Here is a 25,454-nt window from a genome sequence, read left to right on the forward strand (position 1 = left end):
GGTGCGTGACGGAAATTTCCCAGGTCCCACCGACCCCGCCGGCCAAGCTTCCCGGCACCCTCGGCGCACTGCGCGCCGCCGGGCACCGGTACCGGACGGTCAAGCAGGAACTCCGGGACAACCTGCTGGCCCGGCTCCGGTCCGGCGAACCCCGCTTCCCCGGCATCGTCGGCTACGACGAGACCGTGCTCCCCGAGGTCGAGCGGGCCCTGCTGGCCGGGCACGACATGGTGCTGCTCGGCGAGCGCGGCCAGGGCAAGACCCGACTGATCCGCGCCCTGGGCCAGCTCCTCGACGAGTGGACCCCGGTGATCCGTGGCTCCGAGCTGAACGAGCACCCGCTGCACCCGCTGACTCCGGCCTCCCGCCGGGCCGTGGAGGAGGCCGGCGACGAGCTGCCGATCGGCTGGCTGCACCGCTCGATGCGGTACGGCGAGAAGCTCGCCACCCCGGACACCAGCGTCGGCGACCTGATCGGCGACGTGGACCCGATCCGGGTGGCCCAGGGGCGTACCCTCGGCGACCCGGAGACGATCCACTTCGGGCTGGTACCCCGGACCAACCGGGGCATCTTCGCCGTCAACGAGCTGCCCGACCTGGCCGAACGGATCCAGGTCGCCCTGCTCAACGTGCTGGAGGAGCGGGACATCCAGGTACGCGGCTACCAGCTCCGGCTGCCGCTGGACCTGCTGCTGGTGGCGAGCGCCAACCCCGAGGACTACACCAACCGGGGGCGGATCATCACCCCGCTCAAGGACCGGTTCGGCGCCGAGATCCGTACCCACTACCCGCTCGACCTGGAGCTGGAGCTGGCGCTGATCCGGCAGGAGGCTTCGCTGGTCGCGGCGGTGCCGGAGCACGTGCTGGAGGTGCTGGCCCGGTTCGCCCGGGCGGTGCGGGAGTCCCCGGCCGTCGACCCGCGCTCCGGTGTCTCGGCCCGGTTCGCCATCGCCGCCGCCGAGACCGTCTCGGCCGCCGCGCTGCGCCGGGCCGGCCTGCTCGGCGCCGGCGGCCCGGACGGGCAGCCCGCCGCCCCGGCCGACACCGAACCGGTGGCCCGGGTCGGCGACGCGGTCTCGGTGACCAGCACCCTGCGCGGCAAGGTCGAGTTCGAGAGCGGCGAGGAGGGCCGGGAGATCGAGATCCTCGGTCACCTGCTCCGGACCGCCACCGCCGACACCTTCCGGGCCCGGCTGGCCGGGCTGGACGTCTCCGGCTTCACCGCGCTGGTCGCCGACGGCGCGATCATCGAGACCGGCGAGCTGGTCGGCCCGACCGAGCTGCTCCGGCAGGTCGGCACCGTACCGGGGCTGGCCAAGGCGCTGGACCGGCTCGGGCTCGGCGACGCACCCACCCCGGCCGAGGCGGCGGCCGGGATCGAGTTCGTACTCGAAGGGCTGCACCTGACCCGGCGGCTCGCCAAGGACGTCACCGACGAGGGCCGTACCCGATACGGCGGGCGCAGCCCCGACGGTGGCCGAGGCCCCGGCGAGCGGTCGGCCCGCGATGACGACTGGGCCTGATCGTGGCCGGCGGAAACCGCTTCCGGTACGGCTCCTGGCGCGGCGGCCCCGACCCGCTCGCCCCGCCCTACGACGTGCGGGCGGCGGTCGACTCGGTCGGCGCCGAGGTGCTGGCCGGCGGCAGCCTGCGCGAGGCGCTGCGCAACCTGCTCCGGCGCGGCCCGCAGGGCCGGGGCGGCCTGGAGGACCTGGTCGCCCGGGCCCGGCGGATGCGCCGCGAGGCGCTGCGCCGGGGTGACCTGGACGGCGCGGTGACCCGGGCCCGGGCCCTGCTCGACCAGGCGCTCGCCGCCGAGCGCGACGAGCTGCGCGGCCGGGACGACGACGACGCCCGGTTCGCCGAGGCGGTGTTGGACAACCTGCCCTCGTCAACGGCGCGGGCGGTCGAGGAACTCTCCGGCTACGAGTGGGCCAGTGACGAGGCCCGGGCCGCCTACCAGCAGATTCTGGACGGGCTGCGCCGGGACGTGCTGGAGCAGCGGTTCAGCGGGCTGCGGGACGCGATGCAGGGTGCCGCGAACCCGGCCGCGCAGCGCCAGCTCGCCGAGATGCTGCGCGACCTCAACGACCTGCTGGCCCGGCACGACCGGGGCGAGGAGACCACCGACGTGTTCGCCGAGTTCATGCGGCAGCACGGCGAGTTCTTCCCGGAGAACCCGGAGACGGTCGAGGAGCTGGTCGACGCGCTGGCCCGGCGGGCCGCCGCCGGGGAACGGCTGATGCGCTCGCTCTCCCCGGCCCAGCGCGAGGAGCTGTCCCGGCTGATGGAGTCCTCGCTCGGCCCGGAGCTGGCCGGGCAGCTCTCCGCACTCGACGCCAACCTGCGCTCGCTCCGCCCCGACCTGGCCTGGGACCGCCGGGAGCGGGTCCGCGGCGACCAGCCGCTCGGCTACGGCGAGGCGGCCGGGGCGCTCGGCGAGATCGCCGACCTGGACGACCTGCTGGACCAGCTCGGCCAGGAGCATCCGGGGGCGACCCTGGACGACATCGACGTGGAGTCGGTGCAGCGCAACCTGGGCCGGGACGCCGCCGACGACGTACGCCGGCTGCGTGAACTGGAGCGGGAACTGCGCCGGCAGGGCTGGGTGACCCGGGGCGCCGACGGGCTGACCCTGAGCCCGAAGGCACTGCGCCGGCTCGGCGGTACGGCGCTGCGCCGGATCTTCGCCGAACTCTCCGGCGGCCGGCGGGGGCAGCACGACCTGCGCTCGGCCGGTGCCGCCGGTGAGGTGACCGGTGCCTCCCGCCCCTGGGAGTACGGCGACGAGCAGCCGCTCGACGTGGTGCGTACGCTCGCCCGGGCGGTCCGGCGCGGCGGTGCCGGGGTGCCGGTGGCGCTGGCGGTCGAGGACTTCGAGGTGGTGGAGACCGAGCGGCGTGCCTCGGCGGCGGTGGCGCTCTGTGTCGACCTCTCCTTCTCGATGATCTCGGAGGGGCGCTGGGGGCCGATGAAGCAGACCGCGCTGGCGCTGTCGCACCTGGTCGCCACCCGCTTCCCGCAGGACGCGTTGCAGATCATCGGCTTCGGCCGGGAGGCGATGCCGCTGACCCAGCAGGAGCTGGCCGGGGTGGAGCCGGAGATGGTGCAGGGCACCAACCTGCAACACGCGCTGATGCTGGCCGGCCGGCACCTGCGCCGGCACCCCGGCTCCGAGCCGGTGGTGCTGGTGGTCACCGACGGCGAGCCGACCGCGCACCTCGATCCGGAGCTCGGCGGCGGGGTCTTCAACTGGCCGTCGCTGCCGGAGACGATCCAGTTGACGGTCGCCGAGGTGGACAAGCTGACCCGGTACGGCGCCACGATGAACCTCTTCATGCTCGGCGAGGATCCGGGGCTGCGCCGGTTCGTGGACGCGGTGGCGCGGCGCTGCGGCGGCCGGGTCTTCACCCCGGAACTGGACGACCTGGGGGAGTACGTCGTCTCCGACTACCTGCGGGCCCGGCGCGGCCGGCGCGGTCGCTGAGCACCGGTGGCCCGGTTCCCGGGCGGACCGTTCGGGGCGGTCGGGCGATAACCGGGCAGGTCGGGCGAACTCTTCCTAGACTCGGTCGGGTGGAGACGGCCGAGCTGCGCCGGGCGTACGCGGACCTGCTCGCCGAGGTCGACGGGGGCTCCTTCGGGCCACCGCCGCCGGGGGAGTTGGCCGTGGAGGAGGTGCTGGTGCACCTCGCCGCCAACGACGAGTTGCTGATCGAGGCGACCGAGGCGGTGCTGGCCGGCTCGCCGTGGGCGTACTACGACGGGCAGTCGACGCTGCGGCCGCAGGTGGACGCGATGGTGCCGCGCGACGGCGGGCTGCCCGAGCTGGCCGAGCGGCTGCGGTCCACCAGCGAGCGGCTCTGCGCCCTGGTGGACCGGTTGGGGCCGGAGGCGGAGACGCCGGTCGACTCGCACCTGCGGGAGGGCTTCGAGCTGCACATCGAGGAGTCGCTGCCGTGGGGACGGATGCTCGACATCCACGGCCGGCTCCACCTGCCGGCGCACCTCGAACAGTTGCGCGCCATGCGTACGGATCTGCGGTAGTTGCGCGTGGGAGCGTTCCCATCATCCGGGACGTGGTGATCTAGGCACCGTCCGCAGCATTACCTTCCTGTTAACCGATGGGAGTGAATATGCTGCGACGTCAATCCGTCGGGCGGCTCTGCCTGGTCGGCGTGACCGCCCTGATCGCCCCGCTCGTCGCCTTCGGCGCGCCGCCCGCCGCCGGCCAGCCCGCCCCGGAGCGCGCGGCGGCGGCCGCGGTGCCACCCCTGGACCAGCTCACCGTCAGCACCACCCAGGTCGCCTTCGGACTCCAGCGGCCGACCGCGATCTTCGCCCCCGACGACGGCAGCGGCCGGCTGCTGATCGCCGAGAAGCAGGGGACGATCCGGGTCTACCACCCGGACACCGGGCTGGCCGCCGACCCGCTGCTCGACATCCGGGACCGGGTCGACACCTCCGGCAACGAGCGCGGGCTGCTCGGCCTGGTCACCACGCCGAACTTCAGCCAGAGCCGGACTCTCTACGTCAGCTACACCGCACTGCCGGAGGGCACCGTCACGCTCTCCCGGTTCACCCTCGCCACCGCCGGCCAGACGCCGATCCCGCCGGCCGGCGAGCAGATGATCCTGACCCAGCCACACGCCGAGTACTCCAACCACAACGGCGGGCACGTCGCCTTCGGCCCGGACGGCCACCTCTACTGGAGCATCGGCGACGGCGGCGGCTCCGACGACGTACTCAACTCGGGGCAGAACCTCAACACCCTGCTCGGCAAGATCCTCCGGCTGGACGTGAGCCGCTCCTGCGACGGGCGGCCGTACTGCGTACCGGCGGACAACCCGTTCGTCGGCACCGCCAATGCCCGGCCGGAGATCTGGACGTACGGGCTGCGCAACCCGTGGAAGTTCTCGCACGACCTCGGCGGGGACGGCTCGCTCTGGATCGCCGACGTCGGGCAGGGCACCTTCGAGGAGATCGACCACCTGCGGGCGAACCAGGCCGGCGCCAACCTCGGCTGGTCCTGCCGGGAGGGACCGCAGGTCTTCGACCCCGACCGCTGCCAGGCCGGCGCGCAGTACGTCGAGCCGATCTACTCGTACCGCACCTCGACCGACGGCTGCGCCGTGATCGGCGGGTACGTCTACCGGGGTGAGGAGTACGCCGACATCGCCGCCGGCACCTACCTGGCCACCGACTACTGCTCCGGTACGGCGTTCGTGGTCCGGCCCCCGGCCACCCCCGGCGGGGCGTACGCCACCCGGGCGCTGACCGAGCTGACCATCCAGCCGACCAGCCTCGGCCAGGACGCCAACGGCGAGCTGTACCTGGTCAACGACCTGCCGGGCCAGCTGCACAGGATCGAGTTCGGCACCACCGCCCCGCCGGCCGCCTGCCGGATCGCCTACCGGGTCGACCAGCAGTGGGGGACCGGCTTCAACGCCACCGTGACCGTCACCAACACCGGCACCCAGCCGGTCAGCGGCTGGACGGTGAGCTGGACCTGGCCCGGCGCGCAGCGCGCCGGCTCGTTCTACAACGCCCGGGGCAGCCAGTCCGGCGCGGTGGTGACCGCGCAGAACGCCAACTGGAACGCGAACATCCCGCCGGGCGGCACGGTCCAGTTCAGCTTCCTCGCCTCGAACACCGGCCCGAACCCGGCGCCGACCGCCTTCACCCTGAACGGCAACACCTGCGCCTGAGGTGTGTGCGGAAGGGCCCCCGCTACGACGGAGCACGATCCGCGGGGGCCCTTCCTCACCCGCTGGGTGCTCGGAAGGTACGCCGGTAGGCGGTCGGCGGTACCCCGATCCGCTGGTGCAACTGCTGCCGCAGCGCGGCGGCGGTGCCGAAGCCGGACCGCCGGGCCACCTGGTCGACGCCGAGGTCGGTGGTCTCGAGCAGCAGCCGGGCATGCTCGGTGCGCTGCCGCAGCAGCCACTGTGCCGGGCTGAGTCCGGTCTCCTCGCGGAACCGCCGGGTGAAGGTCCGGACGCTCATGCTGGCGTGCGCGGCCATCCGCGGCAGGGTCAGCGGCTCGTGCAGCCGGTGCTGGATCCATTCCCTGGTCCGTCCGGTGCCGGCCGCCGCCACCTCCGGCAGCGGCCGTTCGATGTACTGGGCCTGCCCGCCGTCCCGCCACGACGGCACCACGCAGCGCCGGGCCGACCGGTTGGCGACCCGACTGCCGTGGTCGGTCCGGATCACGTGCAGGCACAGGTCCAGGCCGGCCGCCACCCCGGCCGAGCTGAGCAGGTCACCGTCGTCGACGAAGAGCACCTCGGGATCGAGCCGTACCCTCGGGTGGAACCGGCGGAACCGGTTGGCGTACGCCCAGTGCGTGGTGGCCGGCCGGTCGTCCAGCAGCCCGGCGGCGGCGAGTACGAAGGCGCCGGTGCAGATCGACATGATCCGTACGCCCCGGTCGTGCGCCTCGCGCAGCGCCTCCCGGATCTCCGGGTCGACGGTCCCGTCGACCAGCGGCGGGCCGTCGTGGATGCCGGGCAGCACGATGGTGTCGGCGTCGGCCAGGATCTCCAGCCCGTGGTCGGGCAGCACCCGGAACCCGGCGGTGCTGCGCACCGGCCGGCCGCCGACGGTGCAGGTGGTGACGGTGTAGAGCGGCTCGCCGTCGGCGTCCCGGGCGGTGCCGAAGACCTGGGCCGGGGTGCCGAGGTCGAGCCCGACCACCCCGTCCAGGGCGAGCACCACCACCCGGTGCGGCGTCGGCCTCCGTGGTTGGCCGGGCCGGCCCGGACCGGGCCCGTCCGGGCTCGGGACGCTCTCCACCGGGGGACCCGCTGGTGTGCTGGTGGTCACCGCTGCTCCGCTCTCCCGTCGTGTTGGCCCAATTCTTGCGCATCCTGGCTGTCCGGCCACTCGTCCGGGTCCCCGCCGGCCCGCAGACTCGTCGGGTGAGTTCCCGCCGCCTGCACCCCGCCTGGGTGGTCGCCGCCGTCGCCTTCGTCGCGCTGGTCGGCGCCGCCGGGTTCCGGGCCACGCCGTCCGTACTGCTGCACCCGCTGCACCAGGAGTTCGGCTGGCCACTGGCGACCATCTCGGCCGCGGTCTCGGTCAACCTGCTGCTCTTCGGACTGACCGCACCGTTCGCCGCCGCCCTGATGGACCGGTTCGGCATCCGGCGGGTGGTCGCCGCCGCGCTGACCCTGGTCGCCGCCGGCAGCGGGTTGACCGTCTTCATGCGGACCAGCGCCGAACTGATCCTCTGCTGGGGCGTACTCGTCGGGCTGGGTACCGGGTCGATGGCGCTCGCCTTCGTGGCCACCGTGACCGGGCGGTGGTTCGTCCGGCGCCGGGGACTGGTCACCGGGGTACTCACCGCCGGAGGTGCCGCCGGACAACTCGTCTTCCTGCCACTGCTGGCGAACCTGGTCGAGGCGTACGGGTGGCGGGCTGCCGCGCTGGTGGTGGCCGGGTCGGCGCTGGCCGTCGTACCCCTGGTGGGGTGGCTGCTGCGCGACCACCCGGCGGATCTGGGCCTGCCGCCCTACGGTGCCACCGAGGTCGTGCCCCCGCCGGCCCGGACCGGCGGGGCAGCGTCCCGGGCGATCCGTGCGCTGCGCACCGCCGCCCGGACCCCGGCGTTCTGGCTGCTCGCCGGCGGCTTCGCGATCTGCGGCGCCTCGACGAACGGGCTGGTCGGCACGCACTTCATCCCGGCCGCGCACGACCACGGGATGACCGAGACCGCCGCCGCCGGCCTGCTCGCCCTGGTCGGGCTCTTCGACATCGCCGGCACCATCGCGTCGGGCTGGCTCACCGACCGGTTCGACAGCCGGGTACTCCTCGCCGGCTACTACGCGCTGCGCGGGCTGTCGCTGCTGGTGCTGCCGAGCCTCTTCGGCGACTCGGCCCGGCCGAGCATGCTGGTCTTCGTGATCTTCTACGGGCTGGACTGGGTGGCCACCGTGCCGCCGACGGTCGCGCTCTGCCGGGAGTACTTCGGGACCGCCGGTGCCGTGGTGTTCGGCTGGGTCTTCGCCGCCCACCAGGTCGGCGCGGCGGTCGCGGCGACCGGCGCGGGGCTGATCCGGGACCAGCTCGGCAGCTACACCCTGGCCTGGTACGTCGCCGGGGCGCTCTGTGCCGCCGCCGCGGTCTTCTCGATGCTGCTGCGCCGCCGTCCCGCCGGAACCGCCGGGCCGGACGCGCCCGCCCCGCCCGCCACCCCGCTGGCCGACCGAGCCGGGGCGCCGGTGTCGGCAGGCTGACGGGAGAGTGTCGGCAACCCGACATGCGGTTACTTATTGTTACGACACCATTACTCTATGAATGGTGGTGTGCTCACTCTGGTGGTTTCCGGGCCGGTCCCCGGTAGCACGCGCGGCGACGCCGAATCCGCCTCCGCGCTGGCTCGGGAGCTGCACACCCGGACGATCCTGCACGTCGTCCGGCCCGGTGTCGACGATCCGCCGGTCCCGCCCGACCCCTCGCCGCAGGAACCGGACTCCCCGCCCGACCTCGGCGACCTGCCCGGCGGCGGCTACGGCGGCACCGGCCCGGCCGTCCGCAAGGGCGGCGCCGCCGGATCACTCGCCGAACTCGTGGTCACCGGCCTCTTCTCGGCCACCACCGTCGCGGCGCTGGCCCAGGTCGCCGTCGCCTTCCTGGAGCGCGGCGCCGCCCGCCGGATCGTCCTGCGGGACGGACGACGCACCCTGACGATCAGCGCCCCCGGCGAGGACACCGAGCAGATGGTGGTCGAGTGGCTCGGCGTGCCACCGACACAGAGCGGTACCGGCTCCTCCGGTGCCGATTAACCCGCCGACCGGCCGTTACGCGCTGCTGGTCGCGGTCGGCGAGTACGACGACCCGTCGCTGGACCAGCTCCGCGCCCCCGAGCAGGACGTGGAACGGCTGGCGGCGGTGCTGGAGGATCCGTCGGTCGGCAACTTCACCGTCCGTACCTTGCAGGACGCCGCCGAACAGGAGGTACGCCGGGAGATCGAGGACCTGCTCACCGACCGGGTCAACGACGACCTCGTCCTGCTCTACTTCTCCTGCCACGGCATCGTCGACCCGTTCCACCGGCTCTACTTCGCCGCCGCCAACACCGTGCGGACCCGACCGGCCAGCACCGCCATCTCCCGCTCCTTCGTCAACGAGCAACTGGAGGCGTGCCGGGCCGCCGCCAAGGTCCTGGTGCTGGACTGCTGCTTCGCCGGTGCGTTCGCCGAGGGCTTCAAGGCGGCGCCGCAGGGTGCGCTGGACGGCCAGGTCGGCCGGGGGTACGTGGTGATCAGCGCCTGCGACAGCTACGAGTACGCCTTCGAGTCCGACGGGCTGGTCGAGTCCGCACCCCGTGGCTCGATCTTCACCGACGTACTGCTGGAGGGGCTGGCCACCGGCGGTGCCGACCTGGACGGCGACGGGCGGGTCGGCGTCGACGAGCTGTTCCGGTACGTGCACGACGGGGTGGTCCGCCGCCGGCCGGACCAGAAGCCGAAGTGGAGCGCCTACAACGCCGAGCCGCACATCTATCTCGCCACCGTCCCGCCGACGGCCGACCCGCCGGGGAGCGGCGAGAACCGGCCGGGCGGGGCGGTCGAGGCGAGCGCCGCGGCGGTGCCCCGGCCGAGCAACTACAACCGGCACCAGGCGATCGTCGCCCGGGGCTTCCGGGCCGGCGCCGACCTGGTGCGGCGCACCTTCGGGCCGCTCGGCCGGCGGGTGCTGGTCGAGGACGCCTCCGGGGCGTACCACGAACTGGCCGACGCGGCGAGCGTGGTGCGGCTCTTCACCGCGTACGACAGCCGGGACGCGATCGGCGCCAGCTACGTCCGGGAACTGGTCGAGGGGGTACGGCACCGGGTCGGCGACGGCGCCACCACCACGGTGGTACTCGCCCAGGCCATGCTGGACGGTGCCTCGGTGGCACTGCGGGCCGGCGCCAACCCGGTGGCGCTGTGCCGGGGGATCGAGTCCGCCGCGCTGGCGGTACTCGCCGAACTGGGCGACCTGGCCGTGCCGGTGGAGACGAAGGAACAGCTCCAGATGGTCTCCACGATCGCCTCCGGCGACGAGGTGGTCGGCGACCTGCTGGCCACCGCGATGGAGCGGGTCGGCAAGGACGGCGTGGTGATCGTCGAGGAGAGCAACCTCTTCGGCCTCGAACTCGAACTCACCCGGGGCATCCGGGTGCCGGCCGGGCACGTCTCGCCGTACTTCGTGACCGATCCGGAGGAGGCGGAGGCGGTACTCGACGACCCGTCGATCCTCATCGTCGACCAGCGGCTCTCCGGGGTACCGGAGTTGCAGCCGCTGCTGGACGAGGTCGGCCGCTCCGGCCGGCCGCTGGCGGTCTTCGCCCGGGACATCCGGGACGCCGCCCTCACCGCGCTGATCGTCGGGAAGATGCGGCACACCCTCGACGCGGTGGCGGTGCGGCTGCCCTGGCCGGACGAGGAGCGGTGCACCATGATGGCGGACCTGGCGCTGCTCACCGGGGCGCAGGTGGTCGGCGACGCCGAGGGTGGGCTCGCCGCCGCCACCGGCCAGGTGCTGGGCGGCGCCCGCAAGGTGATCACCACCCGCCGGGACACCACCCTGGTGGACGGGGCCGGCGACCCGGACCTGGCCCGGCGCCGGGTGCGGGGGCTGCGGGCGGAGCTGGCCCGGCGCCCGGACGGGCACGATCGGGAGCTGCTGCGGGAGCGGCTGGCCCGGCTGGGCGGCGGGGTGGCGGTGATCCGGGTCGGCGAGTCCACCGAGGGGCAGCTCAAGAAGCGCAAACGGCAGATCGACGACGCGGTACGCAACGCGAAGGCGGCCGTCGAGTGGGGACTCGTACCCGGTGGCGGGGCGGCGCTGCTGACCGTCGCCGGGCGGATCGGTCCCCGGGTGCCGCGCGGCGGCGACGAGGCGCTCGGCTACGCGGTGGTGGTCGACGCGCTGGCCGCGCCGTACGAGGAGTTGATGCGCAACGCCGGGCGGAACCCGGCCGCCGGGCCGGCCGACCTGCGCCGCCGTGGCCCGGGGGTCACCTTCGACGTGGTCGGCGGCTCGTACGTCACCGCGCTGGACGCCGGCATCGTGGACGCCGCCGCGACGCTGCGCCAGGCGGTCACCGCCGCGGCCGGGGTGGTGACCCGCTACCTGATGATCGGCTGACCCGCCGGGCTGTCCGGCGGGACGGACCGCGCTCCGGCGGGTGGAGTGGAGTTGGCGGGGTTGGCGGGTGGCCGGCGTCGGGCGAACCCGACGCCGGCCCCAGCCCATGCTGCTACGTGGTGCCGCCGACGTGCAGCAGGTCAGCGATCCGTTCGGCGACCGGTCCGGCCTCCAGGTGCAGCCACGACACGTTCAACCGGTCGTCGCCGAGGACGGCGAGCAGGACGTGGTCGCTCACCCCGTACACCGTGAAGTAGCCCTGGTGGCTGTGGACCGTCAGTTCGCGCAGCGGACCCTGTTGGAGTGTCATGCCGCACTGCCGACCGAGCCCGAACGTGGTCGCCGCGAGCGCGGCGAGGTCGAGCGGCTCGGGGCCGGCGGTGAGGTCGTGTCCGAGCAGTCGCCCATCGATGCCCGCGAGGACGGCGCCGCGTACCCCGGGCACCCGGTCCCGGAGCACGCCCAACTCGGCGTGCAGGGCCGACTGGCCGGGACGGTGCCGGCCGGCGGTGCCGGCACCGAGTTGGTCGAGAGCGCCCTCGGGGAGGTCTTCCTCGCCGCCACTGTCCAGTTGGGCCCCTGGAGAACGCCGGGGCAGCGGGCTGTCGAACAGGTCCCCTCTGGCGTCCTGGAACTGCGTCACGGTCATCACCGCTCCTCGGCCGGTCGCGGGTGGCACACGGATGCGAGGTCAACCTGGGGGCAGGCCGGAGCAGCAGGACGGACGGATTCCTTGCCCGCGCGGGAGCTCAGCGGCCTGATCGGCTGGTGGTTCGCCACTGACAGCGCCTCCATTCTTGGTGTGAACGTCACTGCCCGTAGTGCCGTCACCGCTGAACGGCGAGGTGGGCGGCGGCCGGTCTGACGCGCGAGTTGCTCCTCCGGGGAGAGTGGCATGCCTTGGTGCAAGTTGCATCTCGCGAGACAGGTATTTGTCTGTGCAGCTAACTTACTGTTGACCCGTCCGCGATGGAACAGGGCGATACGACCGATGTTGCGCGGCATGGGGGGTCGTTCTACGCACCGCGCCACTGCGCACAGTGACCAAAACGGAGTGTGACTGCACGTGGCGTCTGCAAACCGCAAATGCACGTGCGCTTCCCAGGTCATCGCCGGATGCGAGTGGACGGCATCGAGGCGCTGTGTCAGAGTGCAAGGGAGGACATTCACGAACACAACTGTCCGATGCGCTGACGCGGGGAGAAGCGCGGTGTTGCCCATCACCGCCCGACGTGGAACGGGTGAGCGACCTTGATACCGCTCGGGGCGGGGTCGCTGCTCGAATACCGGGTGACCGACGCGACGTGGGTCTGCGCCGGGGTCGTACGCGTCGCCCGGTCCTTCTTCTGCCTGACCGATCCCGACCCGCCGCCACGCTGGCACTGGCAGGCGAACACCCGGGACAACGGCCTGGTCGGGGTGACCGAGGGGGCGCTGCTGGTGCGTACCGGCTGCGGTGGCGGCTGGGCCAACCTCACCGTCGAGCTGCACGTCGAACGGCCGGCGGCGGAGACGGCCGGCTGGGACGACGCGGTCGAGATCTCGTACCGGACGGCGGTCGGCCAGTCGCACGTCCGGTCGGCGCGCGGCGGCGGTACCGACTTCCCCCGGATCAGCTTCCGGGGGGCGGGCAGCTATCGGGTCCGGGTGCACGCCCGGGGACGGCACCCCTGCCTGGGCCGGCCCGTCGCCGACCGGCCGGAGGACTATCTGTTGCAGGTCTGGCCGGCGCCGGTGGGGCGTACCGAGATCCTCCGCACGACCGACGGATGACGGCCCCGCCCTGACGGTCCCCGGCACGGTCGAGCCGGCGGGCCGGGCGGCGGTGCCCGGGTGCGGCCGGGCGGCACCGCTACCGTGGGGCGGTGAGCGACCCCACCTGGGCGACGGTCCGCGCCGCACGTGCCTGGCTGGACCGGGCGAACGGAACCGACCGGGCCGAGCTGACCTGCCGGATCCTCAAGGTCACCGAGGAGGCCGGCGAGGCGGCCGGGGCCTGGATCGGGCTGACCGGCCAGAATCCGCGCAAGGGCGTCACGCACAGCCTCGACGACGTGGCCGCCGAGCTGGCCGACGTCGCGCTCAGCGCCCTGGTCGCCATCGAGAGTCTGGACCTCGACGCCCGGCAGGTGCTGGACGCCCGGGCCGCCCGGGTGCGGGACCGGCTTCGGGAGACGTCCGGGCGCGGTGCCGGGTCGGGGCCGTCGGCGGTTTCGGGCTGAGCGGACGGATTGTCCGACATCGGGGTCCGGGACGACGACATGCTTCCCTGGTCGGTCCGCCGCGCGACCCGACGCCGGCGGGCCGCCCTCCGCCGACGTGGCGGCGGACCGGTGGAGGGTCGGCCACCGGCGTGACGTCGTCGTCGGCCGACCCCGGACAGGCCCCGGGGCGGGTGCCCGCAGCCCGACCGTCACCTTCCCCCGTAGTTGACGGCCGGCCCAGCCCGCCCCGGTGCCGATCCCTCCGCCACCTGCGGTTCTCCGCCGGGTACGCCGAGCACGGCACCGGCCGGCCCGGACCTTCGATCGAGATCCGCGCCCGGTAGCCGCCTTCCCGGTGACGCCCCGGCACCCCGCCCCCCGAATCGGACATCCCCGTTCCGGTCGATGTCCGGGTGCCCGGTCCGACGGTTCGGCAACCGGATCGGACCGGGGCCGCCGGGCGTTCGCGGAGCGCGGACGATAACCGGGAGGTCAAGGTTTGGTTATTGAGGATATCCAGCAGGTCCGTCCGTGCTATACCGTGATTGGGTGAGAGTCGAGCGGCACTGGTGGAACGGCGATCGGGGTCCGCGCGCACGGCGCGACGTCTACATTCGTACGGATGGGCAGCGATGGGAAGTCGAGGCCCAGGTCGGGGGCGCCCAAGGGCGCTCGAAGGTGCAGCAGTGCCCCGGTGAGGCGTCCGCGCGCATCCTCGCGGACGCCTGGCTAGGTGGGCGCCCGGGCTGGCGAGAGATGGTGCTCTGAGCCGACCGCCGTCCGGCTGGTCGCGCAGAGCGTCTCGCGGCTCGATATCTTTCCCAGATTCGAGAGGTGGGCCCACGTCGACGGGTGAGAGTCACCTGTCGACGCGGAGTTGCGTGTCCGGCCGGGCGGCGTGAGGTTCCGTTACCGGAACCGGTCGCGGTGGCCAAGCCACTTTCCGCGATCTGCCAAAGGAATCGCACCCCGTTACCCCACTCGGTTGCGTCGAGTTACCATTTAAGCACTCATGGTGATCAATGTCTTGACGACGATCAGCGGGGTGAGGGTTCGTGGCGCGGGACCTTGACGGGCGATCGGGTGGCACAGGGCGGCGGATCGGGGATCTCGACCGCAGCCTGCTGCTGCACTGCCGGACCAGCCAGGTCACCCTGGCGGCCGAGGTGGCCGACCGGAGTGGCGGCGGCCTGGTCGTCACCGCCGACCGGGGCAACCTGCGCGGTTGCCTGGGCCGGGCACGGCACCTGCGGGAGGTCGACCACTACCGCCGTCCCGTGCTGCTCGACGCGGCCCGGTACGCCGGCGACGGCCGGTTGCCCGCCGCCGCGCCCTTCGACCCGCGCTGGATCGACTGCCAGCGGGACCTCGGACTTCCGGTACTCACCGACTCCGGTTACCTGGACCGGGACGACAGCGCCGGCCTGGCCGGGATCCTCGAACGGGCCGCCCGGCTCGGTGACGCCATCGCGCTGCTGCCGATGCACCCGTCCTGGCTCGCCGACCGGATCGCCCGGCAGACCCTGCTCCGCTACGTGGCGGCGGTCGGCGTACCGGTGGCGGTCGTGGTGGAGGAGTCGGCGAACCCGTTCACCCCGGCCAGTACGGTGCGCGGGCTGCTCCAGTTGCTCGGCTGCGGGGTGCCGGTGCTGGTGCTCCGGGCCGACCTGCCGGTGCTCGGGGTGCTCTGCTCCGGAGTGACCGCGGTGGCGATCGGCACCGAACCCGCGCTGCGCCGGCTCGATCCGCGCCGGCCCGCCGGCTCCGGCCCACCCACCGGGGTGCCCCGGCCGTCGGCGGTGGTCCGGCAGTGCCTGTCGTACGCGCCGCTGCCGGAGATCGAGGCCACCATGCGCCGCCACCCCGACAACGGGATGTGGCACTGCGACTGCGCCACCTGTGCCGGCCGGGGCCTGGGCTGGCTGCTGGACCGGCCGGACGGCGAGCGGAGCCGCACCGCGTTCCGGCACTCCGTCGACGTCCTGCTCGACCTGCGCGCCGAGCTGACCGGGCCGGCCAATCAGCTCAACGAGTGGAGCTGGCGGGCCCGCTGTGTCGCCGCCGCGTCCCGGCGGCGCGAGGTGGGCTGGGACCTGCTGCCGATGTTGAACCACTGGCAGCAGGCGATCGCACCGCCGAGCACCTCCCGGCTGCCCGCACCGGCAGGGCGCCGGCCCGGCGGGTCGACCCGGTTCTCCCGGGCGACGACCCCCCGATCAGCGGCCTGACCTGCGGAGATCTGCCCGACGGTGGACCCCCTGGACATTCGGTGGCGCCGGGCGTCCGGAGATCAGGCCAGCGCCATCCGGGCCCAGCGGCTCGGGCTCAGCGTGAGCACCCGGAACGGGCAGTGCCGGTCGGTGAGCAGCGTGTACGCCTCGATCGCCCGCTCGGCCGCGTCCTGCGCCTGCTCGGCCGGGGTCATCCCCCGGCCCCGGTTCCGGAACAGCGCGCCGTAGAAGGCGGAGCAGAAGACGCCGCTCTCGTGCCAGCCGATCTGTGCCGAGGTGCCGATGTAGGTGACCTCGTCCTGGAGGCAGTCCCGGACCGCCTTCTGCCAGGCGCCGGTGCCGGTGCGGCAGCCGTCGGCGAGGATCGCGTGCGCCGAGATGCCCCGCCCCCGGGCGGCCGCCTCCTCGCCCAGCGCCTCCAGCGAGATCTTCGTCCGGCCGTCGCTGCTGGCGAAGGTCGGGGTACTGCTGTGGTCGCCGTGCGCCATCACGTGCAGTACGTCGCAGGAGGCGGTGAAGGCGGTCAGCACCGTGTCCGGGTCGCGGGAGCGGACGAAGTCGATGTCGACGATCGGCTGCTGGTGCTCGGCGTTGATGTTCTGCAAGGTGGACTGCACGAACGTCATCGCCGCGTCGAACGACGAGTCGAGTCCGATGTCGAGCAGACTCACCCGCTTCGCCCTCATCGCCATGGCGAACCTCCCCCGGATGCGATCAACACGCTACCCCTGCCGCGCCAGCCCCGCCGGCCGGGCGGCGGCGCACCGAACCGGCCGGCGGCCCGGGTCAGTCGACCAGGGCCGCGTAGACGAGCTGACGCAGTTCGGCCCGGAGCGGATAGGTGCTGGAGGGGACGAGCTGGGTGAAGAGCAGCGCGGTGACCTCGTCGACCGGGTCGACCCAGAACGCCGTACTCGCCATGCCGCCCCAGTAGTACTCGCCCGCGTTGCTCGGGGTGCGGCTCGGCACCGGATCGAGTACCACCGCGAAGCCGAGCCCGAAGCCGATCCCGTCGAAGGACGTCTCGGCGAAGCCGCCGGTGGAGAGCCGCCCCAGGTCCTGCCCCTCCGGCAGGTGGTTGCGGGTCATGAACCGGACCGTACGCGGCGCGAGCAGGCGTACCCCGTCCAGCTCGCCGCCGCGCAGCAGGAACTGGGTGAACCGGTGGTAGTCGGCCGCCGTGGAGAGCAGCCCACCACCGCCGGAGAGCAGCGGCGGCTTCTTGAGCGCCAGCGCGCCGACCTGGTCGTACCGGATCGCCTGGCCGGTGCCGGGGTGCGCGGCGTAGCAGGCGGCCAGCCGGTCCGCGTCGGCGCCCTCGGCCCACCAGCCGGTGTCGGTCATGCCCAGCGGGCCGAGGATGCGGTCGGTGAAGAAGGCGTCCAGCGACTGGCCGGAGACCACCTCGACCAGCCGGCCGAGCACGTCGGTGGCGACCGAGTAGCCCCAGGCCGTGCCGGGCTGGAAGAGCAGCGGCAGCCGGGCCAGGCCCTCGGTGGCGCTGGCCAGGTCGAAGCCCGGCGGGGGATAGAGGTCGAATCCGGCGGCCCGGTAGAGCCCGTCGACCACCGAGGTCTGTAGGAAGCCGTAGGTCAGCCCGGCGGTGTGGGTGAGCAGGTGCCAGACCCGGATCGGCTCGACCGCCGGCACCGTGTAGGGCTTCAGGGCGGACCCCCGGTCGTAGACCCGGACGTCGGCGAACTCCGGCAGCCAGCGGCTGATCTCGTCGGTGAGCTGGAGCCGGCCCTCCTCCCAGAGGATCATCGCGGCGACCGAGGTGACCGGCTTGGTCATCGAGTAGATCCGCCAGAGGGTGTCGGACTCGACCGGCAGCCCCGCCTCGCGGTCCCGCATCCCGTAGGTCGAAGAGTGCGCGATCTCGCCCCGCCGGGTCACCACGATCTGCCAGCCGGCCAACTGCCCCGCGTCGACGTACCGGGCGAAGTGCTCGTCGACCCGGGCCAGCCTCGCCGGGTCGAAGCCGACCTGGTCAGGGTCGACGCTGCGCTGGAGGCTCATTCGCCGAACCATACTGCCGCCCCGGAAAGGGCGGCAACGACCGTCGACTGTCGGTCCCGGCACACCCCGCACCCGGGCCGGTACGTCCGGCCACCGGGTCAGCCGGGCCCCACCGGCCGACCGGCCGACCCGTCCGGGTGCGCTCCGGGCGGCCGGGTCCGGCGCCAGTACTGCCGCTTGCCCTCGTCCCGGACCACCACGCCGAGCCGGGTCAGCTCGACCCGCAACTCGGCCACATCCGCCTTGTCGCCGCTGTCCAACGCCCGCTGCCGCGCCTTGAGCAGCGAGTTCGCTCCGGCAGGAAGCTCCGGGTCGGCATCGGCCCAGCGCCGGAACTCCGCCCGGTACGGGTCGCCGTCGGGGTACCAGCGGTAGCCGTGCGCCTCGAAGGCGGCCCGGAGCCGGTCGGCCGAGAGGTCCGACGACTCCCGGGCGAGTTCCTCGGCGGCGGGCCCGAGCAGGACGAGCCGCTTCCCCTCCCGGAACGCCCCGGTGATCTCGGCCCGGCCGACCCGCCGGGTGGCGGTGCCCCGGACCAGCGTCACCCCGTCCCGGGCGACGGTGACGGTCAGCCGCTCGGCGGCGGCGATCCCGGCCACCAGCAGTCCGCCGAGCGTGCCGAGGAGCAGCGCGCCGCCGGTGGCCCAGGGCTCGTCGACCGCGTCGATCAGCATGAACGGGCCGCGCATCGGCATCCAGCGCAGTGACGCCACCCAGCCCGCCGAGGCCTGTACCAGCCAGAGCAGGGCGGCGCCGAGCGGCGGGAAGAGGATCCAGACCAGCGCCACCAGGCTGGCCGGCTCGGCCACCACGATCGGCTCGCCGGGCAGGGACGCCCGGGTACGGTCCGGCGGGGTCGCCTCGGCGGTCACCTCAGGACACCTCCCGGCGTACCGTCCGGATCAGCCCGGCGAGCAGCGGCAGCAGTACCCAGACCGCGACCGAGACGCCGAGCCGGGCCCACTGCCCGCCGTCCAGGTGTCCGGGGTCCGGCGGCTCGACCAGGGCGGCCGTCGTGAGCCCGGTGTCCAGCCACTCGGCGGCGGAGCGCAGCCGCTCGATCATCCCGCCGAGCATGGACCAGGCGATCGGCAGTACCAGGGAGAGCACGATGGCCAGCGGGGTGCTCTGGAACAGCAGGCCGAACGCGATGCCGAGCAGCACGTTGACCGTCTGGAAGACCGCCGCGCCGACGAACGCCGACAGGTCGGTGGACCAGGAGCCGCCGTCGCCGGTCAGCCCGGCGATCACGGTACCGAGGGCGGCCGTCGCCAGGCTGGCCAGTACGGAGATCAGCGCCGCGACCACCCCGGCGCCGAGCTTGGCGACGACCACCCGGTGCCGCTGCGGCACCAGCGCGAAGGTGGTCAGCACGGTGCGCTGGGAGAACTCGGTGGTCACCAGCAGGATGCCGAGGATCGGCAGCAGGATGCCGACCGGGATCTGGGAGAGCGCGAAGAAGTACTCGAACCGCTGGTCGGGGTCGGGAGCGGTGAAGAGCAGCACGGCCACGATGATCGCCGCGATCAGGCCGATGGTGATCAGCAGCCAGTAGCCGGCCCGGGTGTCGGCGAGTTTGCGCAGCTCGACCAGGGTCAACCGGAGCAGCGTCGGCCGGCCGACGCTGTCGTACCCGCCGGGTCGGTCCGCCGGGCCGGCGGACCTGGTGTCGGTGCGCCCAGTGGTGTCGGTGGTCATTTCACGGCCTCCCGGACGGAGTCGCCAGCGGTCAGGGTCAGGAAGATCTGCTCCAGGCCGGCGCTCTCCGCCGGCCGGAGTTCCAGCAGCGCCACGCCGGAGTCGGCGGCGGCCTGCCCGACGGCGCCGGGATCGGCCCCGACCAGCAGCCCGCCGTCGGTGCCGGACCGCACCGGCAGCCCGGCCCGGTCCAGGGCGGCGCGCAGCGCCTCCGGGTCCCGGGCCCGGACCAGCGCGCCCGCGTCGGCCAGCAGTTCGTCCTTGCTGCCCTGCGCCACCACCCGGCCGCCGCCGATCACCACCAGCCGGTCGGCCACCGCCTCGACCTCGCGGAGCAGGTGCGAGGAGAGCAGCACGGTTCCGCCCCGGTCGGCGAAGTCGCGCAGCAGGCCGCGCATCCAGAAGATCCCCTCCGGGTCGAGGCCGTTCGCCGGCTCGTCCAGGATCAACACCCGGGGGTCGCCGAGCAGCGCCTGCGCCAGGCCGAGCCGCTGACGCATCCCCAAGGAGTACGCCCGGACCCGCCGCCGGGCGGCGACCGCGTTCAACCCGACCTGGTCGAGGCACTCGTCGACCCGGCGCCGGGAGACCCCGATGGTGCGGGCCGAGAGGATCAGCGTCTCCAGCCCGGTCCGCCCCGGGTGCTGGGCACCGGCGTCGAGCAGCAGCCCGACCCGGCGCCCCGGGTTCGGCAGCCGGCGGTAGTCGACCGACTCGACGGTGGCGGTGCCGGCACTCGGCGGGGTGAATCCGCAGATCATCCGCATGGTGGTGGACTTGCCGGCACCGTTCGGGCCGAGGAACCCGGTCACCGTGCCCGGTTCGCAGCGGAACGAGACGTCGTCGACGACGGTGTGCCGGCCGTACCGTTTCGTCAGGTGTTCGACACTGATCATGCGGTCGAGCCTGCCGGGTCCGGCCGGCCGGGCGCTGCGGCCCGGAGTCCATCCCCGGCGACCTTCGGCTACTTCCGGACGTCGACTTTGGTTGGTGTCCGGTCCCGGCGCCGGTTCGTACAGTTGGCTGATGACTGGTGTGGCGGCTCGGCCGGAGCATCCCTGGCTGCTGCCGGCCGCCCTGACCGCCGACCCGGCCACCGGCCGGCGCCGGCCGCGCCGGTCGACCCGGGACTGGGTCGTCGACACGCTCTGCTTCCTGATCGCCTCCGGCTACGCGTTCGCCGCGTTCTGGGACGTGATGCGACCGCAGCCGGCCCTGGTGGCGGACCGGGCCGACTCGGGACTCGCGGTCGCGATCGACGCCGTACTGACCACCGCGCTCTGCCTCGCGCTCTGGGTACGCCGCCGCTGGCCGGTCGCGCTCGCCGCCGCCGCCCTGCCGGTGGCGCTCTTCTCCACCCCGTCCGGGATCGCCATCCTGATCATCCTGCTGACCCTGGTGGTGCACCGGCCGCTCTCGGTGGCCGGCCCGCTGCTGGTGGCACACCTCGGGGCCGCGGTGCTCTACGAGTACCGCAATCCCGACCCGTCCGACGGGCCGTGGGTGGGGATGGTGCTCAGCGTGGTCCTGACCGCCTCGGTGCTGGCCTGGGGGATGTTCATCCGGGCCCGGCGGCAGCTCGTGCTCTCCTGGCGGGACCGGGCGTACCGGGCCGAGGCGGAACAGCGGTTGCGGGTCGAGGCGGCCCGGCGGCTGGAGCGGACCCGGATCGCGGGCGAGATGCACGACGTACTCGCGCACCGGATCTCGCTGCTCAGCCTGCACGCCGGGGCGCTGGAGTTCCGCCCCGACGCGCCGCCGGAGGAGATCGCCCGGGCGGCCGGGGTGATCCGGACCAGCGCGCACCAGGCGTTGCAGGACCTGCGCGAGGTGATCAGTGTGCTCCGGGAGGACCCGCCGGAGGGCGGGACGGAGCAGGTGGGCGGGGCGGAGCAGGTGGGCGGAGCTGAGCAGGTGCTCGGAGCGGAGCAGGTGGTCGGGGGAGAGCGGGAGCGGGCGGTCGAGCCGGCGCCGATCTCCGGCGGCTGGGGGTCCGGGCCGAAGGCGTACCCACCGGACCCGCCGTACCCGCCGGTGCCGGTGACCGGGCGGTCGGGGCCACCGGTCGGGCCGGACCGGGCACCCGAGCGGCCGCAGCCGACCCTGGACGACCTGCCGGCGCTGGTGGCCGAGTCCCGGGAGGCGGGGATGCGGGTGGACCTGCGTACCGAGTTGACCTCGACGGAGACCGCGCCGGCCGGGGTCGGGCGGGGGGCGTACCGGATCGTGCAGGAGGGGCTGACCAACGCCCGCAAGCACGCCCCGGGGGCGAGTGTGCTGGTGACCGCGCGGGGCCGGCCGGGGCTGGGGCTCAGCGTCGAGGTACGCAACCCGTGGCCGGTCGGCCAGTCGGCCCTGCCGCTGATCCCGGGTACCGGCACCGGGCTGGTCGGACTCGGCGAACGTACCGCGCTGCTCGGCGGGTGGCTGGAGCACGGGCGTACCGACTCGGGTGACTTCCGGCTGGCGGCCTGGCTACCGTGGCCGGCGTGAGCGGGCAGGAGGTTGCCGGGCCGGTACGGGTGCTGATCGTCGACGACGACGCGCTGGTCCGGGCCGGGCTGTCGATGATCCTCGGCGGGGTGCCGGAGCTGCGGGTGGTCGGCGAGGTGGCCGACGGCAGCGGGGTGCTGGCGGCGGTCGCCGCACACCGCCCCGACGTGGTGCTGATGGACATCCGGATGCCCCGGATGGACGGGCTGGCCGCCACCGAGGCGCTGCGCCGGCTGCCGCAGCCGCCGGAGGTCCTGGTGCTGACCACCTTCGACGTCGACGAGTACGTGCTGCGGGCGCTGCGGGCCGGGGCCAGCGGCTTCCTGCTCAAGGACACCCCGCCGGCCGAGATCGTCGCGGCGATCGGCCGGGTCGCGGCCGGCGAGGCGACGCTCTCCCCGACGGTCACCCGAAAGCTGATCGCACACGTGACCGGCGCGGGTACGACCGCCCGGCGCGACGCCGACCTGCGGCGGGAGCGCGCGGTACGGCTGCTCGACGCGCTCAGCGCCCGGGAGCGGGAGGTCGCGGTCGCGATCGGCCGGGGCTGGTCCAACGCCGAGATCTCCGCCGCGCTCTTCATGAGCGTCGCGACCGTGAAGGCGTACGTCTCCCGGCTGCTGACCAAGCTGGAGTTGACCAACCGGGTCCAGGTGGCCCTGCTCGTGCACGACGCCGAGCTGGTCTGACTGTGCGGGCGACGGGTCAGCGGTCCCGTGGGCGCAGCGGCTCCAGGCCGCTGGTGTCGACCACCGGGCCGGTCTCGCGCATCCGCTCGGCGACCTGGTGCCACCGCCCCGCCTGGCGGGTGCAGATGCTCTGCGCCTCGTCACCGCGCAGCGGCTCGCCCCGGTAGTCCAGCTCGGCCAGCCGGCGCCGGGCGCGCAGGCTGCCGTCCCCGGCGTGCTCGGCGACGGTCTGGTAGATGGCGTTGAGCCGGCGGTCCACCAGCGCGATGTTGTGCCGGGCCAGCCGCTCGATGTTCTCCTCGGTCCGGCTGCCGTCCCCGACCAGCCGGTCGGCGCCGGCGAGGCAGAGGTCGTCGTAGCGCGGGATCGCCGGCGGGAACCGGGCCTCGGCGAGCCGGATCGGGTCGACCGCCTCGCGCAGCAGCCGGATGAACTCGGCCCGGTCCCGCCAGTACCGGGCGTGGTCCAGGGCGATCCGGCAGAGCGTGTCCCAGGTCTCCGCGTCCAGGTCGAGCCAGCGGATCAGCTGGTGCGGGTCGGCGGTCCGGGGTGGCAGGGCCCGGTCGTGCCAGGTCTGTTCGAGGAGTACGGCACCCTGCCGGAGCAACTCCTTGGCGTACGCCGACATCCGGGAGTTGATCACCTTGTCCGGGCGCGGCAGCACCACCTTGAGGCTCGGGTACACCTCCTCCTCGAAGTACCCGAAGTCCTGCAACCGGCGCAGCGGCGCGAGATCGGGTTCGCTGCTCAGGATCCACCGCCGCAGCCGGTCGGCGGCGACCCCGCTCTCGGCGCAGGCCAGCGCGGCCCGGAGCTGCTCCACGGCCTTCGCCACCAGCGGCGCCACCGGTGGCGGCAGCGGGTGCGGGGTCGGGGTCGGCTCCGGGGCCACCGGACCGGCCGGGGCGAGCGGCGGGGTGGCCGGCCGGCGGTGCCAGCGGGGCGGGTACGCCAGCGGCAGCGCGTCGGCGATCAGCCGGCGGCCCCGCCAGAGCGCCCGGCCGGCCGCCGAGAGGTACGCCGGGGCGGACCGCTCCAACTCCGGGAAGTACCCCTTCAGCGCGAAGGCGTAGGTGCAGGCCGCGTTGTAGAAGTCGAACGACCGCAGCGGGCGCCTCGGCCACCGGCGGCGCTGGGCCCGCCGGATGGCCCGGTCCAGCAGTACCCCGCCGCACGGCCACTCCCGGCTCAGCGCCCGGGCCCGGGTGCGCGGGCCGCGCCGCCACCAGCCGGCGAGGCAGCCCCCGTCGTCGAAGGGTCCGACCGGTTCGGGCGGCTCCCCGCCGTCGGCGGACGGCCCGTCGATTCCGGGCGCGGCGGGTTGGTGCGCCGGCCCGTCGGTCCCGGACGTGCCGGGCCGGTGCACCGGCTGCCAGCCGGTGGCGGCCCAGTCGTGCCACGCCCGGGCCAGCCGCAGCGGCGCCCAGACGTCCCGGAGCAGCAGCAGCGCCGAGTGGGTCACCTCGGAGCGGCTGGCCCGAACGAACCAGGCGAGCACGGTGTCCTCGCGCAGCCGGTACAGCTCCTGGGCGGCGGCGATCTGGAACACCACCCGGGTCGCCTCGGGAAACTCCCGCAGCACCCGGCGCAGCCACTCCTTGGCGGCCGGCTCGCCGGGCGCGTCGGCGAAGGTCACCACCACCGGCCAGTACCGGTCGACGAACGCCTTCTCCAGGCGTTGTCGCATCTGCCGGCGCACCTTCTCCCGGTCGCCGATCCCGTCCTGCTTGAACCACTGGTGCACGGTCCGCTCGGTGTAGGCGAGGGTGCAGGCGTACTGGTAGCGCAGCTTGATCGAATCCGGGCGGCGGCGCAGGTGGCGCAGCGTACCGAGCAGGTGCCGGGGCAGGTCGCGGAGCCGGTCGGCGCGGGTGGTCCAGATGTGGTCGTCGTACCAGCCGCCCTGCTCGCGCAGCACCAGTGCCGACTGGTACGTGTCGAGCGCGTCCAGGAAGAGTCCCATCTCCTCCTGCACGCTGGCCACCATCACCCGCAGGTCGGCGTTGAACGGGTCGAGCCCGAGCGCCACGCCGTAGTAGCGGAGCGCCTCGTCGAACTGCCGCCGGTCCTGCAACTCCTTGCCCTTGTTGTAGGCGGCGAAGAGCGCCGCCGGCAGTTCCCGACCGCACCAGTTGCGCCACGGGGCGGCCCGGCCGAGCCGGGTCACCGGCAGGATCGTGGCCAGCACCCAGTACGCGGTCCGCCGGGTCGCCTCCTCCCAGGTGCCGCCCCATTGGGTGGTCATCGCGCTGCGGCCGCCGCCGAGGAACGAGGTGACGGTGGCGCAGACGCCGTAGCAGGGCTCCTGGGCGCGTACCTGCAACACCCCGGTCACCCGGTAGCCGATCTTCGGCCAGAGCCGGGGCAGCATCTGGAGCAGCATGACCAGCGGGTTGCCGCTGCGCGGGTCGACCCCGCTGGCCACGTCGAGGAAGGTCTCCGGCGGCGGGTCGGCGGGTCCGGCGTACGGCGGATAGATGTGCGTCTCGGAGAGCCGCTGGCAGAACTGGCTCTTCAGGTCGTCGACCGGGGCACTGCGGTCCGGGGTGGCGTCGGTGAACTCGTGCACGTCGACCGGTCCGGGCCGGTAGGCGAGCCGGACCCGGCGGCGGTGCCGCCAGGCGGCGAAGCAGACCACGGCCAGCACGAGCAGTCCGAGCCGGTGCCGCATCGGGTGCGGCCCGTCGCCGCCGATGGTGATCGCGAGACCGTCGAGCGGGCTGAGCAGCCAGGTGTCGGGGCGGCCGGCCCGCAGGTGCGCCCGGCCGATCCAGACCAGCGCGGCGAGCAGGGCTCCGGTGCTGAGGAGTTGCCAGCCGAGGGCCCGGCCGGGCCGGGGCATCGGCAGCGCGGCGGGCGCGGCCCGGGATTCTCTGCCGATCCGCCGGGGCGCTGGCTGCTCCCACTGCTCGGACCGTTGGATACCGTGCGACGTTCTTCTTGCTCGATGAGGCATCTCGGCCACCGATGGTTCTCGGTTCGGT

Annotated in this window: 20 protein-coding genes; 12 read left to right on the forward strand and 8 right to left on the reverse strand. The window is 73.9% G+C overall.

The window, feature by feature from the left end; all coding sequences use genetic code 11:
• The first annotated feature begins 5 nt into the window (after positions 1-5).
• From C6W10_RS12030 to C6W10_RS12045, 4 genes are all read left to right on the forward strand, one after another.
• The gene (locus tag C6W10_RS12030; protein WP_107258138.1) at positions 6-1,523 is read left to right on the forward strand and encodes a sigma 54-interacting transcriptional regulator; all 1,518 of its coding nucleotides are present in this window, start codon (positions 6-8) and stop codon (positions 1,521-1,523) included.
• 2 nt (positions 1,524-1,525) lie between these two features.
• Positions 1,526-3,487 (forward strand): VWA domain-containing protein, encoded by a 1,962-nt coding sequence (locus tag C6W10_RS12035; RefSeq protein ID WP_107258139.1) that lies wholly within the window; start codon positions 1,526-1,528, stop codon positions 3,485-3,487.
• An 89-nt stretch (positions 3,488-3,576) separates the two neighbouring features.
• Positions 3,577-4,047 (forward strand): hypothetical protein, encoded by a 471-nt coding sequence (locus C6W10_RS12040; RefSeq protein ID WP_107258140.1) that lies wholly within the window; start codon positions 3,577-3,579, stop codon positions 4,045-4,047.
• Between the two features lie 89 nt (positions 4,048-4,136).
• Positions 4,137-5,708, forward strand: coding sequence for a PQQ-dependent sugar dehydrogenase (locus tag C6W10_RS12045; RefSeq protein ID WP_159104554.1), 1,572 nt, complete (start codon positions 4,137-4,139; stop codon positions 5,706-5,708).
• A gap of 55 nt (positions 5,709-5,763) precedes the next feature.
• Here C6W10_RS12045 and C6W10_RS12050 read toward each other — a convergent pair whose 3' ends face one another.
• Positions 5,764-6,720, reverse strand: a complete 957-nt coding sequence (locus C6W10_RS12050; RefSeq protein WP_234361897.1) for a GlxA family transcriptional regulator — start codon at positions 6,718-6,720, stop codon at positions 5,764-5,766.
• 200 nt (positions 6,721-6,920) lie between these two features.
• Between C6W10_RS12050 and C6W10_RS12055 the strand changes: the two genes are divergently transcribed.
• Genes C6W10_RS12055 through groEL form a run of 3 tightly spaced genes read left to right on the forward strand, consistent with a single transcriptional unit; the run spans position 6,921 to position 11,136 of the window.
• Positions 6,921-8,237: an MFS transporter gene (locus C6W10_RS12055; RefSeq protein WP_107258142.1), complete on the forward strand. Its 1,317-nt coding sequence runs from the start codon at positions 6,921-6,923 to the stop codon at positions 8,235-8,237.
• Between the two features lie 57 nt (positions 8,238-8,294).
• Positions 8,295-8,786, forward strand: coding sequence for a hypothetical protein (locus tag C6W10_RS12060; protein WP_159104555.1), 492 nt, complete (start codon positions 8,295-8,297; stop codon positions 8,784-8,786).
• The gene (gene groEL / locus C6W10_RS12065) at positions 8,776-11,136 is read left to right on the forward strand and encodes a chaperonin GroEL (protein ID WP_107258144.1); all 2,361 of its coding nucleotides are present in this window, start codon (positions 8,776-8,778) and stop codon (positions 11,134-11,136) included. The genes C6W10_RS12060 and groEL overlap by 11 nt, the downstream gene beginning before the upstream one ends.
• Before the next feature lie 112 nt (positions 11,137-11,248).
• Here groEL and C6W10_RS12070 read toward each other — a convergent pair whose 3' ends face one another.
• Entirely contained in the window at positions 11,249-11,785 is a 537-nt protein-coding gene (locus tag C6W10_RS12070; protein WP_107258145.1) for a roadblock/LC7 domain-containing protein, read from the reverse strand.
• 641 nt (positions 11,786-12,426) lie between these two features.
• Here C6W10_RS12070 and C6W10_RS12075 point away from each other — a divergent pair.
• The 3 genes from C6W10_RS12075 (at position 12,427) to C6W10_RS12090 (ending at position 15,568) form a co-directional block, all read left to right on the forward strand.
• Complete coding sequence (locus tag C6W10_RS12075) at positions 12,427-12,909, forward strand: hypothetical protein (RefSeq protein WP_159079312.1); 483 nt, start codon at positions 12,427-12,429, stop codon at positions 12,907-12,909.
• Positions 12,910-13,001: 92 nt separating this feature from the next.
• Entirely contained in the window at positions 13,002-13,358 is a 357-nt protein-coding gene (locus C6W10_RS12080) for a MazG-like family protein (RefSeq protein ID WP_107258147.1), read from the forward strand.
• Between the two features lie 1,037 nt (positions 13,359-14,395).
• Positions 14,396-15,568, forward strand: coding sequence for a hypothetical protein (locus C6W10_RS12090; protein ID WP_107258149.1), 1,173 nt, complete (start codon positions 14,396-14,398; stop codon positions 15,566-15,568).
• A gap of 62 nt (positions 15,569-15,630) precedes the next feature.
• Here the strand turns inward: C6W10_RS12090 and C6W10_RS12095 are convergent, their stop codons facing one another.
• The 5 genes from C6W10_RS12095 to C6W10_RS12115 all read right to left on the reverse strand — a co-directional run bounded on the left by C6W10_RS12095 (position 15,631) and on the right by C6W10_RS12115 (position 20,184).
• The gene (locus C6W10_RS12095) at positions 15,631-16,263 is read right to left on the reverse strand and encodes a hypothetical protein (RefSeq protein WP_234359474.1); all 633 of its coding nucleotides are present in this window, start codon (positions 16,261-16,263) and stop codon (positions 15,631-15,633) included.
• 94 nt (positions 16,264-16,357) lie between these two features.
• A complete protein-coding gene (locus C6W10_RS12100) occupies positions 16,358-17,590 on the reverse strand; it encodes a serine hydrolase (RefSeq protein ID WP_107258150.1) in 1,233 nt (410 codons plus the stop codon).
• Positions 17,591-17,688: 98 nt separating this feature from the next.
• Entirely contained in the window at positions 17,689-18,462 is a 774-nt protein-coding gene (locus C6W10_RS12105; RefSeq protein WP_234359473.1) for a hypothetical protein, read from the reverse strand.
• Position 18,463: 1 nt separating this feature from the next.
• On the reverse strand, positions 18,464-19,288 hold the full coding sequence (locus C6W10_RS12110; RefSeq protein ID WP_107258151.1) for an ABC transporter permease: 825 nt from the start codon (positions 19,286-19,288) through the stop codon (positions 18,464-18,466).
• Positions 19,285-20,184, reverse strand: a complete 900-nt coding sequence (locus C6W10_RS12115; RefSeq protein WP_107258152.1) for an ABC transporter ATP-binding protein — start codon at positions 20,182-20,184, stop codon at positions 19,285-19,287. The genes C6W10_RS12110 and C6W10_RS12115 overlap by 4 nt, the downstream gene beginning before the upstream one ends.
• Before the next feature lie 130 nt (positions 20,185-20,314).
• Between C6W10_RS12115 and C6W10_RS38485 the strand changes: the two genes are divergently transcribed.
• Positions 20,315-21,781, forward strand: coding sequence for a sensor histidine kinase (locus tag C6W10_RS38485; protein WP_234361720.1), 1,467 nt, complete (start codon positions 20,315-20,317; stop codon positions 21,779-21,781).
• Positions 21,760-22,470, forward strand: a complete 711-nt coding sequence (locus C6W10_RS12125) for a response regulator (RefSeq protein ID WP_369931426.1) — start codon at positions 21,760-21,762, stop codon at positions 22,468-22,470. Before C6W10_RS38485 ends, C6W10_RS12125 begins: the two co-directional genes overlap by 22 nt.
• 16 nt (positions 22,471-22,486) lie before the next feature.
• Here the strand turns inward: C6W10_RS12125 and C6W10_RS12130 are convergent, their stop codons facing one another.
• A complete protein-coding gene (locus tag C6W10_RS12130; protein WP_159104556.1) occupies positions 22,487-25,426 on the reverse strand; it encodes a tetratricopeptide repeat protein in 2,940 nt (979 codons plus the stop codon).
• Between the last annotated feature and the right edge of the window lie 28 nt (positions 25,427-25,454).

Source organism: Plantactinospora sp. BB1 (genome assembly GCF_003030385.1).
Taxonomy (GTDB): Bacteria; Actinomycetota; Actinomycetes; order Mycobacteriales; family Micromonosporaceae; genus Plantactinospora.

Bases quoted from the DNA above. Each gene is read 5' to 3' on its own strand.
- C6W10_RS12045 (WP_159104554.1), top strand. From the start codon at position 4,137: ATGCTGCGACGTCAATCCGTCGGGCGGCTCTGCCTGGTCGGCGTGACC.
- C6W10_RS12060 (WP_159104555.1), top strand. From the start codon at position 8,295: ATGAATGGTGGTGTGCTCACTCTGGTGGTTTCCGGGCCGGTCCCCGGT.
- C6W10_RS12070 (WP_107258145.1), bottom strand. From the start codon at position 11,785: ATGACCGTGACGCAGTTCCAGGACGCCAGAGGGGACCTGTTCGACAGC.
- C6W10_RS12095 (WP_234359474.1), bottom strand. From the start codon at position 16,263: ATGGCGATGAGGGCGAAGCGGGTGAGTCTGCTCGACATCGGACTCGAC.
- C6W10_RS12100 (WP_107258150.1), bottom strand. From the start codon at position 17,590: ATGAGCCTCCAGCGCAGCGTCGACCCTGACCAGGTCGGCTTCGACCCG.
- C6W10_RS12110 (WP_107258151.1), bottom strand. From the start codon at position 19,288: ATGACCACCGACACCACTGGGCGCACCGACACCAGGTCCGCCGGCCCG.
- C6W10_RS12115 (WP_107258152.1), bottom strand. From the start codon at position 20,184: ATGATCAGTGTCGAACACCTGACGAAACGGTACGGCCGGCACACCGTC.
- C6W10_RS38485 (WP_234361720.1), top strand. From the start codon at position 20,315: ATGACTGGTGTGGCGGCTCGGCCGGAGCATCCCTGGCTGCTGCCGGCC.
- C6W10_RS12130 (WP_159104556.1), bottom strand. From the start codon at position 25,426: ATGCCTCATCGAGCAAGAAGAACGTCGCACGGTATCCAACGGTCCGAG.